This window comes from Streptomyces lincolnensis (assembly GCF_021173675.1).
Lineage (GTDB): Bacteria > Actinomycetota > Actinomycetes > Streptomycetales > Streptomycetaceae > Streptomyces > Streptomyces lincolnensis_B.
On the sequence record NZ_JAIHON010000016.1, the window covers coordinates 105,515 to 119,101 of the forward strand.

Consider the following 13,587-nt stretch of genomic DNA (forward strand, 5'->3'; position numbering starts at 1 on the left):
TCACGCCTTTTGTCTGTTGCGGCGATTGCCGACGACCATGGAGGCCAGGACCAGAAGGACGGCGACGAGGAACATGGCCGTCCCGATGACGTTGATCTGCACGGGCGTTCCGCGCTGCGCCGACCCCCAGACGAACATCGGGAAGGTGACGGTCGAGCCCGCGTTGAAGTTGGTGATGATGAAGTCGTCGAAGGAGAGCGCGAAGGCGAGCAGCGCGCCCGCCGCGATGCCGGGGGCGGCGATCGGGAGCGTGACCCTGACGAAGGTCTGGACGGGGCCCGCGTACAGGTCCTGGGCAGCCTGCTCCAGCCGGGGGTCCATCGACATCACTCGTGCCTTCACCGCCGTGACGACGAAGCTCAGGCAGAACATGATGTGGGCGATGAGGATCGTCCAGAAGCCCAGCTGGGCGCCCATGTTGAGGAACAGGGTGAGCAGCGAGGCCGCCATGACGACCTCGGGCATCGCCATCGGCAGGAAGATCAGCGAGTTGACCGCGCCCCGGGCACGGAACCGGTAGCGGACCAGCGCGAAGGCGATCAGCGTGCCGAGGGCGGTCGCGCCGAGCGTGGCCCAGAAGGCGATCTGGAGGCTGACCGACAGGGAGCCGCACAGGTCGGAGACCCCGCACGGGTCCTTCCAGGCGTCCGTGGAGAACTGCTGCCACGCGTAGTTGAAGCGCCCCTTCGGTTTGTTGAAGGAGAACACCGTGACGACGACGTTCGGCAGCAGGAGATACCCGAGCGTCAGCAGTCCCGCGATGACGACGAGATGGCGCTTGAGCCAGTTGACGAGGGCCATTTAGACCAGATCCTCCGTCCCCGACCTGCGGATGTAGAAGGTGACCATGATGAGGATCGCGGCCATGAGGATGAAGGACAGGGCCGCCGCCGTCGGATAGTCGAGGATCCGCAGGAACTGCGTCTGGATGACGTTTCCGATCATGCGGGTGTCGGTGGAGCCGAGCAGGTCCGCGTTGACGTAGTCGCCGGCCGCCGGGATGAAGGTGAGCAGGGTCCCGGAGACCACGCCCGGCATCGACAGCGGGAAGGTGACCTTCCGGAAGGTCACCCAGGGCTTGGCGTACAGGTCGCCGGCCGCCTCGTGCAGCCGTCCGTCGATGCGCTCCAGCGAGGTGTACAGCGGCAGGATCATGAACGGCAGGAAGTTGTACGTCAGACCGCACACGACGGCCAGCGGGGTGGCCAGGACCCGGTCGCCCGCGGTCCAGCCGAGCCAGTTGGTGACGTCCAGGACGTGCAGGGTGTTGAGGGCGCCGACGACCGGGCCGCCGTCCGCGAGGATCGTCTTCCAGGCGAGGGTGCGGATCAGGAAGCTGGTGAAGAAGGGCGCGATCACCAGGATCATGATCAGGTTCCGCCAGCGGCCCGCGCGGAAGGCGATGAGGTACGCCAGCGGGTAGCCGAGCAGCAGACACAGCACCGTCGCGGCGGCCGCGTAGGCGACCGAGCGCAGGAACTGCGGCCAGTACCCGCTCAGCGCGTCCCAGTAGGTCACGAAGTGCCAGGTGACCTTGTAGCCCTCCTCCAGGGAGCCCGTCTGCACGGACGTGGAGGCCTGGTAGATCATCGGCAGCGCGAAGAAGACCAGCAGCCACAGGATGCCGGGCAGCAGCAGCCAGTACGGCGTGAAGCGGCCTCTTCTGCGCGGGGGCTTCTTCTCCGGAGCCGTCGGGGTCGGAGGCGGCGGCGCCTCGGTGAGCGTCGCCATCAGACCGCCGCCTCTTCCTCGGTGCCGGCGTCGATGTCCATCGCGGCGTCCAGGCCGAAGGTGTGCGCCGGGTTCCAGTGCAGGACCACGTCCGCGCCCGGCACCAGCCGGGCGTCCCGGTCGATGTTCTGGGCGTAGACCTCGAACTCGGGGCAGACGGGGCTGTCGATGACGTACTGCGTGGAGACGCCGATGAAGCTGGAGTCGGCGATCTTCCCGGTGATCCGGTTGCGGCCCGCGGGGATCTCGCCCGCCTCGTCGGCGTGGGTGAGGGTGATCTTCTCGGGCCGGACCCCGACCAGCACCTTGCCGCCGGTCGTCGTGGGCGCCGAACAGCGCGCCTCGGGCAGGACGAGCTTGCCGCCGCCCGCCTTCAGTACGATCTCGTCGCCGCTCCTGGAGTCGACCTCGGCCTCGATGAGGTTCGACGTACCGAGGAAGTTGGCGACGAAGGTGGTGTCCGGGTTCTCGTAGAGGTCGGTGGGCGAGCCGAGCTGCTCCACCCGGCCCGCGTTCATCACGGCGACCGTGTCGGCCATGGTCATGGCCTCCTCCTGGTCGTGCGTGACGTGGATGAAGGTGATGCCGACCTCGGTCTGGATCCGCTTGAGCTCCAGCTGCATCTGGCGGCGCAGCTTGAGGTCCAGGGCGCCGAGGGGTTCGTCGAGGAGGAGCACCTTGGGGTGGTTGATCAGCGCCCGCGCCACGGCCACCCGCTGCTGCTGGCCGCCCGAGAGCTGGTGCGGCTTCTTGCGCGCCTGCTCGCCGAGCTGCACCAGGTCGAGCATCTCCTCGACCTGCTTCTTCACCGATTTGATGCCGCGCCGGCGCAGCCCGAAGGCGACGTTCTCGAAGATGTCGAGGTGCGGGAAGAGCGCGTAGGACTGGAAGACGGTGTTCACCGGCCGCTTGTAGGGCGGCAGCCGGGTGACCTCCTGGTCACCGAGGTGGACGGTGCCGCTGGTGGGCTCCTCCAGTCCCGCGATCATGCGCAGGGTGGTGGTCTTGCCGCAGCCGGAGGCGCCGAGCAGGGCGAAGAAGGAGCCCTGCGGCACGGTCAGGTCGAGGGGATGTACGGCGGTGAAGGAGCCGTAGGTCTTGCCGATGCCGGAGAGGCGGACGTCGCCGCTGCCCTCTGTGTTCTTGTTCGTCACGGTGGTCACGCCCCAGTCAGCTTCGCGAACTTCTCTTCGAACTCGGTCTCTTCCTTCGAGCTCAGCGAGCGGAAGGCGTGCGACTTCTCGGCCATGGCCTTGTCCGGGATGATCAGCGGATTCTCCGCCGCGTCCTTGTCGATCTTCTCCAGCTCGGCCTTCACCCCGTCGACCGGACACACGTAGTTGATGTACGCGGCGAGTTCGGCGGCCGGCTTCGGCTCGTAGTAGAAGTCGATGAGCCGCTCGGCGTTCGTCTTGTGGCGGGCCTTGTTGGGGACCAGCAGGTTGTCGGTCGACGTCATGTAGCCGCTGTCCGGGATGATGAAGTCGATGTCCGGGCTGTCCGCCTTCAGCTGGACGACGTCGCCGGCCCAGGCGATACAGGCCGCGAAGTCGCCGCTGGTCAGGTCCGAGGTGTAGTCGTTGCCCGTGAAGCGGCGGATCTGGCCCTTGTCGACGCCCTTCTGGATGCGCGCGACGGCCGCGTCGAAGTCGTCGGCGGTGAACGTCGCCGGGTCCTTGCCCATGTCGAGCAGGGTCATGCCGATGCTGTCGCGCATCTCCGAGAGGAAGCCGACGCGGCCCTTGAGCTTCGGGTTGTCGAGCAGGTCGGAGACCGACTTCACCTCGACGCCGTCCAGCGCCTTCTTGTTGTAGGCGATGACCGTGGAGATGCCCTGCCAGACGTAGGAGTAGGCGCGGCCGGGATCCCAGTCCGGGTCGCGGAACTGCGCGGACAGGTTGGCGTAGGCGTGGGGCAGGTTGGACGCGTCCAGTTTCTGTACCCAGCCCAGGCGGATCAGCCGGGCCGCCAGCCAGTCGGTGAGGACGATCAGGTCGCGGCCGGTGTCCTGGCCCGCGGCGAGCTGCGGCTTGATCTTGCCGAAGAACTCGTTGTTGTCGTTGATGTCCTCGGTGTACTTGACCTTGATGCCGGTGCGCCGGGTGAACTGCTCCAGCGTCGGATGGTGCTTGCCGCTGTCGTCGACGTCCATGTACTCGGTCCAGTTGGAGAAGTTCACCGTCTTCTCCTTGGCCGAGCGGTCGTCCGCGGAGACGCCGCCCTGCGTGTTGCCCGCCGCGGGGATGCCGCAGGCGCTCAGGCCCGCGACGCCGCCGACCGCGAGCGCGCCGCCCGCGGAGGCGCGCAGCAGCGATCGGCGGGTGAGGGAGGCACGCCCGTTGCGGAAGCTGCGCCGCACGGCGGCCACCTGGGCCGGGGACAGGCGGTCTGGCTCGAACTGCTCCATGCGCGTGGTGCCCTTTCGGGATGAGCGGCCGCGGGTCGGGCGGCCTGGAGACGTCACCCGGCGGTAGCCGGACATCGGTTACAGCCGGTCCCCGAAGATCGTGCGGTGCCAGTCCTTGCGGGGCACCGCCGTGTTGTCGAACATGACGTGCTTGATCTGGGTGTACTCCTCGAACGAGTACGCGGACATGTCCTTGCCGAAGCCGGACGCCCGGTATCCGCCGTGGGGCATCTCGCTGATGATCGGGATGTGGTCGTTGACCCACACACAGCCCGCCCTGAGCTCACGGGTGGCACGGTTCGCCCGGTAGACGTCACGGCTCCAGGCGGAGGCCGCGAGCCCGTAGGGCGTGTCGTTCGCCAGCCGGATCCCCTCGTCGTCGCTGTCGAAGGGCAGCACCACCAGGACCGGTCCGAAGATCTCGGACTGGACGATCTCGCTGTCCTGGGCGGCGTCCGCGATCAGGGTGGGGCGATAGTACGCCCCGTTCTTGAGATCGCCCCGAGGAGCCTCGCCGCCGGTCACCACGCGCGCGTAGGCGCGCGCCCGCTCGACGAAACCGGCGACCCGGTCCCGCTGGACGTGCGAGATCAACGGGCCGAGGTCGGTGCCCGCGGCGAACGGGTCGCCGAGCCTGACGGTCTCCATGAGGGCGGCCGTCCGCTCGACGAACGCCTCGTAGAGGGGCCGCTGCACATACGCGCGCGTGGCGGCCGTGCAGTCCTGCCCGGTGTTGATGAGCGCGCCCGCGACCGCCCCGTGGACGGCCGCCTCCAGGTCGGCGTCGTCGAAGACCAGGAAGGGCGCCTTGCCGCCGAGTTCCAGGTGGAGGCGCTTGACGGTGGCCGTGGCGATCTCGGCGACGCGCTTGCCGACGGCCGTGGAGCCCGTGAAGGAGGTCATGGCCACGTCCGGGTGGCCGACGAGGTGCTCGCCGGCCTCCTTGCCGGTGCCCGTGACGATGTTGATCACGCCGTCCGGGATCCCGGCGTCGGTGGCGGCCCGCGCGAACAGCAACGAGGTCAGCGGGGTGAGCTCGGCGGGCTTCAGGACGATGGTGTTGCCCGCGGCGATCGCCGGGAGGATCTTCCAGGCGGCCATCTGCAGGGGGTAGTTCCAGGGGGCGATGGAGCCGACGACGCCGATGGGCTCACGGCGGACGTACGAGGTGTGGTCGCCGGAGTACTCGCCCGCGGACTGCCCTTGGAGGTGCCGGGCGGCGCCCGCGAAGAACGCGGTGTTGTCGATGGTGCCCGGGACGTCGAACTCCCGGGTCAGCTTCAGCGGCTTGCCGCACTGGAGGGACTCGGCGCGGGCCAGGTCGTCGGCGTGGTCGGCGAGCACGGCGGCGAAGCGGTGCAGGGCGTCGGAGCGTTCTCCCGGGGTGGCCGAGGACCAGCCCGGGAAGGCCGCGCGGGCGGCGGCGACGGCCGCGTCCACGTCGGCGGTGCCCGCCAGTTCGAACGTGTACACGTCCTCGCCGGTCGCCGGGTCGACGACCGTGTGCGTCCGGCCGGAGGTGCCCTTCGCCGGGCGGCCCGCGATGAACTGCGCGCCGTCCGCGAAGCGCTCCTGGGCCGCGAACCGGTCCGGGGTGGCAGTGCCCGGGTTGTGCATGTCGCTCTCCTCCGCCGTCGCCCCGGTCCGGGACGGGGCTGGCGTAGCTCCAGCTGGATTTGAGTGCCGATCCTGACAGAGCAGAGGGCGTCCAACAAGTGATTCCGTTGTTGCCTTTTGGTTACGCGACGGAATCTGTCGACCAGGTGTCGAGTGGGCCGGGAAAAGGGGGGACGGAGTGTCAGTGGTGCCTGCCAGACTCGCGTGCATGGAAGGAACCACGGGGCTGATCGACTCGCGGGACGCCCTGGTCAGGGCGGTCCGGGCGGGTGCGCGGATCAAGTACCTGCATTTCTGGGGGCACGCGCCGCGGGCGGACGGCCGGGTCGGTGCGAGCTGTCTGAGCCAGTGGTGGCCGTCGCCGTTCGCCGTGGACGGCGTGACCTATGCGACCGCCGAGCACTGGATGATGGCGGGCAAGGCGCGGCTTTTCGAAGATCCCGAGGCCGAGCGGCGGGTGCTGGACGCCGGCCATCCGGCCGAGGCCAAGAAGGCCGGGCGGCTCGTGCGGGGCTTCGACGAGGCGATATGGGAGCGCGAGCGGTTCCGGATCGTGGTCGAGGGCAGCGTCCACAAGTTCGCCGCGCACGCGGATCTGCGGGAGTTCCTGGTGAACACGGGCGACCGGGTGCTGGTGGAGGCCAGTCCCGTGGACCGCGTGTGGGGCATCGGCCTCGCCGCGGACGACGAGGCGGCCGCGGATCCCGAGCGGTGGCGGGGCCCGAACCTGCTGGGGTTCGCGTTGATGGAGGCCCGGGGGCGGTTGCGGGAGGGGTGACGGCAGCGGGGCCGGCCCTCGACCGGCCCCCTGTCGCCTTGTTTGCTTCAGTGGCCCCCGAGGGCCTCCCTCACAGCCCCCACGCGCCCATGATGCTCGCGAAGACGAGGAAGCCGAGCAGCGGCAGGATCACGGTGGCGATGATCCCGCAGACGAGCCCCGCGGTCGCCGCGCCCCTGTTGGTGGCCTCGCCCCGGTTGGCCTTCCCCCGGCCGATCGCGCCGAAGATGATGGCGAGGATCCCGAGGATGACACCGAGCCACCACATCACGACGACCACGCTGCACACGACACCGATGATGCCCAGCACCAGCGCGGTCGTGCCCATGCCGTTGGCCGGCTGCGGCGCCATGCCGTAGCCCGGCGCCTGCGGATAGGCGCCCATCGGGGGCGCGGCCGGGTAGGCGTGCTGGCTCGGGTAGGAGGGGTTCTGGCCCTGGTACGGCTGACCCGCGTTCGGGTAGCCGTAGCCCGGAGCGGCCCCCGGCGCGGCGGGCGGATAGGCGTATCCGCCGACTCCCCCCGCGGGCTGTTGCGGCGGCTGCGACGGCGGCGGCCCGAATCCCCCGGATCCGGGTTGGGCGTCGGACATGAACTGCTCCCCTCGTTGACTGCCAGGGCATCGTAGTGGCCCTGATCACCTTGGAGAGAAGGGTTCTTGAGAGCTGGGATCAGCGGGGCGACAGCGCCGGCGCGGAGACGCTGTGCAGGGCGCCGTAGGAGCCGGAGTCGGAGTCGTACTCGTCGTCCATGTTGATGGCGGCCGTGATGCCGATGGCGAGCAGGACGAGCACGGCGACGCCGAGGATGATCCCGATGATGCCGGTGATCAGACCGGCCTGCGCCTGACCGTGGTTGTCGGCCAGGCCCTGCTCGACCCGCTTGCGTCCCTTGATGCCGAAGATCACGGCGAGGATGCCGAGCACGAGCGAGACGACGCCGTACAGACAGAACAGGCAGCAGGACAGGATGCCCAGCACCATCGCCGCGATGCCCATGCCGTTCTGCGGCTGCGCCGGCATGCCGGGCCAGCCGCCGTAACCGGGGGGCGGGGCGTAGGACGGGTAGCCGTAGCCGCCGGGGGCCGCGGGGCCGGTGGGGGCGACCGGCGGGGGCGGCACACCGGGGCCGGGGCCGCCGACCGGGGCGGTGGCGCCCGTGGCGGCCGTCGCGCCGGGCGGCGGGTAACCGGGCAGGGGGCCGGTGCCGGGGGCGGCGAAGCCGTCGTTCGGCATCGACGTCACCGTGGCCTGGTCGTGCACGGACGGCGGTCGCTGCGCGGGCGGCGGCTGCTGCGCGGGCGGTTGCGCCTTGTCCAACGACGGCTTGTTCTCCGGTGCCGCCCAGGGGTCGTGGCCGCCACCGGCCTCTCCGCCCGGCTGCGCTGCGTCCGTCATGATCATGTCCCCCTAGGTCGTTCGTGCCGCCATGCTACGGCCTCGCCCACCGCACGTCGGAGGCCGGTCCCCGCAAAAAACGCGGCGGCCCCTCCCCCGCACTCGTCCTACGATGGGCCCGCATCGATCAGCCGATCACCGCGCCGCACCCCATCCGGTGCCCGGCGCCCTGCCCCGGGGAGGCCCCCATGACCGACCACCTCGACGTGCTCGTCGACCCCGCACCACGCGATCTGCACGCCTTCATCGCGTCGCTGCCCAAGGCCGAACTGCACGTGCACCACGTGGGATCCGCCTCCCCGCGCATCGTCTCCGAACTGGCCGCCCGGCACCCCGACACCAAGGTGCCCACCGACCCCGAGGCCCTGGTCGACTTCTTCACCTTCACGGACTTCGCCCGCTTCATCGACGTCTACCTGTCCGTCGTCGACCTGATCCGCACTCCGGAGGACGTCCGGCTGCTGACGTACGAGGTGGCCCGGGACCTGGCCCGGCAGCAGGTGCGCTACGCCGAGCTGACCATCACACCGTTCTCCTCGACCCGCCGCGGGATCGACGAGCGGGCGTTCATGGACGCGATCGAGGACGCCCGCAAGGCGGCCGAGGCCGAGTTCGGGACCGTGCTGCGCTGGTGCTTCGACATCCCCGGCGAGGCGGGCCTGGAGTCGGCCGAGGAAACGGTCCGGCTCGCCACCGACGACCGGCTGCGCCCGGAGGGGCTGGTCTCCTTCGGTCTCGGCGGGCCCGAGATCGGCGTGCCCCGGCCGCAGTTCAAGCCGTACTTCGACCGGGCCATCGCCGCGGGCCTGCACTCCGTGCCGCACGCCGGTGAGACCACCGGGCCGCAGACGGTGTGGGACGCGCTGACCCACCTGCGGGCCGAGCGCATCGGCCACGGCACCAGCTCCGCGCAGGACGACAGGCTCCTCGCCCATCTCGCCGAGCACCGGATCCCGTTGGAGGTGTGCCCGACCTCGAACATCGCCACCCGCGCGGTGCGCACCCTGGACGAGCACCCGATCAAGGAGTTCGTGAAGGCCGGGGTGCTGGTCACCATCAACTCCGACGACCCGCCGATGTTCGGCACCGACCTCGACAACGAGTACGCGGTGGCCGCCCGGCTCCTGGATCTCGACGAGCGGGGGGTGGCCGAGCTGGCGAAGAACGCGGTCGACGCCTCCTTCCTCGACGAGGCGGGCAAGTCGCGGATCCGGGACGAGATCGACACCTACACCTCGGCCTGGCTCGCCCCCTGACCGCCGTCACCTGACCACCGTCACCCGGCCACCAGCACAATGGGCGCATGCAGAAGCTGACCGCCGTGGCACACCGCGGCGACCCCTACCGCGTCCGTGAGAACACGATCGACTCGCTGCGTTCCGCGCTCGAACGGGGCGCGGACGCCGTCGAGATCGACGTACGGCTCACCCGGGACGGCGTGCCCGTCCTGCTGCACGACGACACGCTGAAGCGGTTGTGGGAGCACGACCGGCCGTTGCTGTCGCTGTCGTCGGACGAGGTGCGCGGGCTCACCGACGGCCGGGTGCCGACCCTGGCTCAGGCGCTGAAGGCGACGGACGGCGGCCGGGTGATGCTGGATCTGCCGGGTACGCCCGATGTGCGGGCGGCCCGGCGGGTGGTGGACGTGGTGCGTGAGTGCCGGGCGGAGGACCGCGTGTACTACTGCGCGGGCGCCCCGGCGATGCTCGCCGTGCGCGCGGCGGACGCGGCCGCCGAGATCGCCCTGACCTGGACCACCCTGGCCCCGCCCCGGCCCGCCCTGCTGGAGGCGGTCCGCCCGCGCTGGCTCAACTACCGCTTCTCCCTGGTCGACCACGCCCTCGCCGAGCGCGTCCACACCGACGGCTACCTCCTGTCCGTCTGGACCCCCGACACCCGCCGCTCCATGCGCCGCCTCATCGGCATGGGCGTCGACTCGATCACCACGAACCGCATCGACACCCTGTGCGTCCTGCGCGACGGAGCCGGAACGCCCGCTACACGCGGGACCGTTGAGGAACCGTCGCCGGATCGGCCGGGGTCGAGCGGGTGACGTACTGCGGGACGGGGGTGTCGTCCTCGCCGGTGTCGCGGACGAGGCCGTAGCGCTTCGCGCCCTCGGGGGGTCCGGTCTCGATGTCCTTCTCCACGCTGTCCCAGGTCGTCGGGAAGACGCTCAGCCCGTAGTCGGCGCCGCGCTCGTTCACGGTGAGGGTGACCGCGCCGTCGAGGTAGAAGTACTCGTTCTGCCACATCTGCTGGGTGCCGGGCGGCGGGACGGCGTAGCCGACGGTCGCGTTGCCCATGCCGGTGGCGGAGGGGTCGGTGGAGCTGACGGGGTCGTCCATCCGGCGGCCGCCGCCCGAGGCCACGTGGAAGAGCCTGCCGTCCAGGCCGGTCCAGGTCGGCATCACCAGGGAGCCTGCACGGTACTGCGGTGATATCTGCCAGCGGACGAGGACATAGCCCCGGCCGGTGAACGTGACACTGTCCCCGCGGTGGTTCATCACGGCGTGCGCGCCGCCCGTGCTGGTGATGCCGGTCTCGGGCCGGTGCGGCAGGGGCCCGGGCTTCGCGTTGGGATCGGGCGCCCGGTCGACGGCATCGACGACCGTGCCGTAGAGGTCGGCCTTCTTCGTCGGGGTCGCCGACGGGGAGGGCGAGGGCGTCGGGGCGGGGTCCGGTGGCGGGACGGGGGCGGCCGTCGTCGCCGTGGGGGTGACGGTGATGCGCGGGGGCGGGGCGTCCGGGGGCCGGGTGACGACGTAGGCGCCGCCCGCGACGAGGGTGGCGCCCGCGGTCATGGCGACGGCCGGCTTGGTGAGCGCGCTCAGCACCTTGGCGGACCAGCCGACGGAGGTGCCCACGGCGGTGGCGGCCGCAGCGGTCTTGCCGCCGAGGGCCAGCGAGAGCGTGAGGCCCACCGGGATCGGCACGAGGGCGATCCCGACGAGCAGGCGCTCCGCCGGTACGACGGTCTCGCGGGTGTCGCCGCAGTAGCCGCAGCCGCGGATGTGCCGGGCCAGCCGCTTGCGCCAGACCGAGTCGGGACGGCCGTCCCAGCGTCCGGTCAGCTCGCGCAGGTCGGGGCAGGCGCCGTCCAGGGCGCGCACGATGCCGCGGGAGGTCTCCAGGCGTTCCTTCATCCGCTGCACGCGGACGGCGGCGTGCTGCCGGCTGATGCCGACGGCCGCCGCGAGCTCGCGGCGGGTGAGTTCGCCGGCGACCTCCAGCCACCACAGGGACAGCAGCTGCCGGTCCTCCTCGTCGAGCCAGCGCACCGCCTCCGCGACCTCGCGCCGCTGCCCCTCCAGTTGGAGTCTGAGGACGGTCAGCTCGGCGAAGTCGGCGGCACCGGAGGGCTCCGGGTCGGCCGACGGGGCGGGGGTGCGGCGGCGGGCCCGGTCCCGGATCTGGCGCATGGCGATCGCCACCAGCCAGGACCGGAAGCTGTCCGGGTCGCGCAGGGAGCCGAGGTTGTCGACGGCCCGGAGCATGGTCTCCTGGACGACGTCGTCGACGTCGGCGTGACCGTTCAGGGCGCGGCCGACGATGTTGTAGACCAGCGGCAACCAGCCCGCGACCAGCTCGTCCAGCGCACGCCGGTCGCCGGCCTGTGCGGCCGCGATGGTGTCGCGCCAGCTCCGGCCGGCCTCGGCGTACGTCCTCATGGCCGCACCCTCTCAGCCGGGGCCCCGCTGTTGGCAATGTCGGAGATCACACCTGCGGAGACGGTGTGAAGGGCCCGGGGATAACAGTTTTTCGCGGGCCGGGGCCGCCCCTAGGGGGCTTCCCCTGACAACACCCTTGCCCGCTACGGACGTTGCTCGGGGACGCACCAGGGGCGGTGCCCTTCTCAGTGAGGATCCGCGGAGTCCCGTACGGCCGAAGAATGATCACGAACGCCTTCACCGACTTCCGTCGACCCCTGGAGCCGCCGCGTGCCCACCCGCCGACACACGACCGTCCTCGCCGCCTCCCTCGTCCTCGCCCTGGGCGCGGGCCCGCTGGCCGCCCCGGCCTTCGCCTCGGCGGCACCGGCCTCCGCCTCCCCCCACGCCACGACGAGCGGTCCGGACACGGCGGCCCTGGCGGCGGCCCTGAAGAACCTCCCGGACAAGGACGCCACCTACGCCCTGGTCCGGGTCGGCGGCACGGACGGCCGATGGCGCGGCAGCGCGGGCGTGCACGACCTGGCGAGCGGCCGTGCGTCGGATCCGGACGCCCGCTTCCGCGCCGGTTCGACGACGAAGGTGGTGACGGCGGCCGTCGTCCTCCAGCTCGCGGCGGAGGGCAGGGTGAACCTGAACGCGCCCGTCCAGCGCTATCTCCCGGGCCTGCTCCCCCGCGCGTTCGAGCCGATCACCGTACGGCAGCTGCTGAACCACACCAGCGGCATCCAGCCCGGCGCCGGCCTCGGGGACACCTTCGAGGAGGTGTACGCGCACCGCTTCGACACCCTGACGCCCCAGGAGGTCGTGGCGACGGCGGTGGCGAAGGGCCCGGAGTTCCGCCCGGGGCGGAAGCAGCACTACCTGAACATCAACTACACGGTCCTCGGCATGCTGATCGAGAGGGTCACCGGGCACACGTACGCCGCGGAGGCCACCGACCGGATCCTGCGCCCGGCCGGGATGCGGGACACGTACTTCCCCGGCACCGACCCCGCGATCCGGGGCCCGCACAACCGCGGCTACCAGGCCGTGGAGCGGGCCGACGGCTCGACCGGCTTCCTGGACGTCACCGAGTGGAACCAGGCGGACCGCTGGGCGGCCGGGGACATGATCTCCACCACCGCCGACCTGGAGCGGCTGGTGGGCCACCTGTTCCGCGGCGACCTGGTCCCCCGGCCGCAGTTGAAGGAGATGTTCACCGTCCCCTCGCGGATCGAGGGCGCCACCATGAGCGCCGGGCTGCAGCGCTTCGAGTTCGAGGGCCGCGTCTACTGGCTCAAGTCGGGCGCCCGGTACGGCTACGGCACGGTCGTCGCCGCGACCCGCGATCTCTCCCGCACCCTGGTCGTCTCCGTCGGCGCGACGGACGCGAAGAGCGAGGGCATGAACCCGGTCACCGAGCGGATAGCGCGGGCTGCCCTGAAGTAGGCCCGGAAGCAGGCCCTGAAGCAGTCCCCGAAATAATGGCCTCCAGGCGCTTGATCCGCTGCCGGACCACATACAGCGGGATCACCCCGAACACGCCGAACGACATGTCGATCACGGTCCACCAGAAGGGGATCCCGCGGATCGGTCCGCAGATCAGCGCGAGCGGGATGATCCCGGCGCAGGCGATCATCCCGAACTCGATCACCCAGATGTTGCGGACCGGATCGCGGTAGGGACCGTAGAAGGCCACGGCGATGACGAGGTGGGCGAAGGCCAGCCAGTCCGTGCCGTAGAGCACGAAGGGGTACTCGGCGTCGACCGTGTCGAGGCCCTCGCGGACGCGTGTTATCCACTCCATGAGCGCGGGCAGGTGCTCGGGCACGGACAGGGCCCTCAACAGGTCCTCGGTCCAGCGCAGTTCGTGCACCAGGGGGAAGGCCGTGGCGCCGCTCAGCACCAGGCAGACGACGAACACGGCCAACCACGCGCGGATGCCCCGGAGCAGGGCGGCTCTGTCGCTCACTCTGTCGCTCATGGCGGCAGCGTACGCCCATG

At 70.9% G+C, this 13,587-nt stretch carries 13 protein-coding genes; 4 read left to right on the forward strand and 9 right to left on the reverse strand.

Annotation, left to right across the window (positions count from 1 at the left end; translation table 11 throughout):
* The 5 genes from K4B79_RS38465 to K4B79_RS38485 all read right to left on the reverse strand — a co-directional run bounded on the left by K4B79_RS38465 (position 1) and on the right by K4B79_RS38485 (position 5,755).
* Positions 1-801 carry an ABC transporter permease gene (locus tag K4B79_RS38465; RefSeq protein ID WP_232032064.1) on the reverse strand — a complete coding sequence of 267 codons (801 nt, stop codon included), beginning with the start codon at positions 799-801 and terminating at the stop codon, positions 1-3.
* The gene (locus tag K4B79_RS38470) at positions 802-1,731 is read right to left on the reverse strand and encodes an ABC transporter permease (protein WP_232032065.1); all 930 of its coding nucleotides are present in this window, start codon (positions 1,729-1,731) and stop codon (positions 802-804) included.
* Positions 1,731-2,894 carry an ABC transporter ATP-binding protein gene (locus K4B79_RS38475; protein WP_232032066.1) on the reverse strand — a complete coding sequence of 388 codons (1,164 nt, stop codon included), beginning with the start codon at positions 2,892-2,894 and terminating at the stop codon, positions 1,731-1,733. The genes K4B79_RS38470 and K4B79_RS38475 overlap by 1 nt, the downstream gene beginning before the upstream one ends.
* Positions 2,891-4,138: a polyamine ABC transporter substrate-binding protein gene (locus tag K4B79_RS38480; RefSeq protein WP_232032067.1), complete on the reverse strand. Its 1,248-nt coding sequence runs from the start codon at positions 4,136-4,138 to the stop codon at positions 2,891-2,893. Before K4B79_RS38480 ends, K4B79_RS38475 begins: the two co-directional genes overlap by 4 nt.
* A gap of 78 nt (positions 4,139-4,216) precedes the next feature.
* Complete coding sequence (locus K4B79_RS38485; RefSeq protein ID WP_232032068.1) at positions 4,217-5,755, reverse strand: gamma-aminobutyraldehyde dehydrogenase; 1,539 nt, start codon at positions 5,753-5,755, stop codon at positions 4,217-4,219.
* A gap of 208 nt (positions 5,756-5,963) precedes the next feature.
* Between K4B79_RS38485 and K4B79_RS38490 the strand changes: the two genes are divergently transcribed.
* Positions 5,964-6,533, forward strand: coding sequence for an NADAR family protein (locus tag K4B79_RS38490; protein WP_232032069.1), 570 nt, complete (start codon positions 5,964-5,966; stop codon positions 6,531-6,533).
* 70 nt (positions 6,534-6,603) lie between these two features.
* Here K4B79_RS38490 and K4B79_RS38495 read toward each other — a convergent pair whose 3' ends face one another.
* On the reverse strand, positions 6,604-7,125 hold the full coding sequence (locus tag K4B79_RS38495) for a DUF4190 domain-containing protein (RefSeq protein ID WP_232032070.1): 522 nt from the start codon (positions 7,123-7,125) through the stop codon (positions 6,604-6,606).
* A 79-nt stretch (positions 7,126-7,204) separates the two neighbouring features.
* Positions 7,205-7,930 carry a DUF4190 domain-containing protein gene (locus tag K4B79_RS38500; protein WP_232032071.1) on the reverse strand — a complete coding sequence of 242 codons (726 nt, stop codon included), beginning with the start codon at positions 7,928-7,930 and terminating at the stop codon, positions 7,205-7,207.
* A gap of 188 nt (positions 7,931-8,118) precedes the next feature.
* Here K4B79_RS38500 and K4B79_RS38505 point away from each other — a divergent pair, with 188 nt between their 5' ends.
* Together K4B79_RS38505 and K4B79_RS38510 are read left to right on the forward strand one after the other, a co-directional pair.
* Positions 8,119-9,186: an adenosine deaminase gene (locus K4B79_RS38505; RefSeq protein WP_232032072.1), complete on the forward strand. Its 1,068-nt coding sequence runs from the start codon at positions 8,119-8,121 to the stop codon at positions 9,184-9,186.
* A gap of 47 nt (positions 9,187-9,233) precedes the next feature.
* Complete coding sequence (locus tag K4B79_RS38510) at positions 9,234-9,983, forward strand: glycerophosphodiester phosphodiesterase (RefSeq protein ID WP_232032073.1); 750 nt, start codon at positions 9,234-9,236, stop codon at positions 9,981-9,983.
* Here the strand turns inward: K4B79_RS38510 and K4B79_RS38515 are convergent.
* Entirely contained in the window at positions 9,928-11,601 is a 1,674-nt protein-coding gene (locus K4B79_RS38515) for an RNA polymerase sigma factor (protein ID WP_232032074.1), read from the reverse strand. The two genes, K4B79_RS38510 and K4B79_RS38515, sit on opposite strands and share 56 nt — an antisense overlap.
* Positions 11,602-11,871: 270 nt before the next feature.
* Between K4B79_RS38515 and K4B79_RS38520 the strand changes: the two genes are divergently transcribed.
* Entirely contained in the window at positions 11,872-13,032 is a 1,161-nt protein-coding gene (locus tag K4B79_RS38520) for a serine hydrolase domain-containing protein (RefSeq protein ID WP_232032075.1), read from the forward strand.
* Here the strand turns inward: K4B79_RS38520 and K4B79_RS38525 are convergent.
* Positions 12,998-13,555, reverse strand: coding sequence for a hypothetical protein (locus tag K4B79_RS38525; RefSeq protein ID WP_232032170.1), 558 nt, complete (start codon positions 13,553-13,555; stop codon positions 12,998-13,000). The genes K4B79_RS38520 and K4B79_RS38525 overlap by 35 nt on opposite strands.
* Positions 13,556-13,587: the final 32 nt, after the last annotated feature.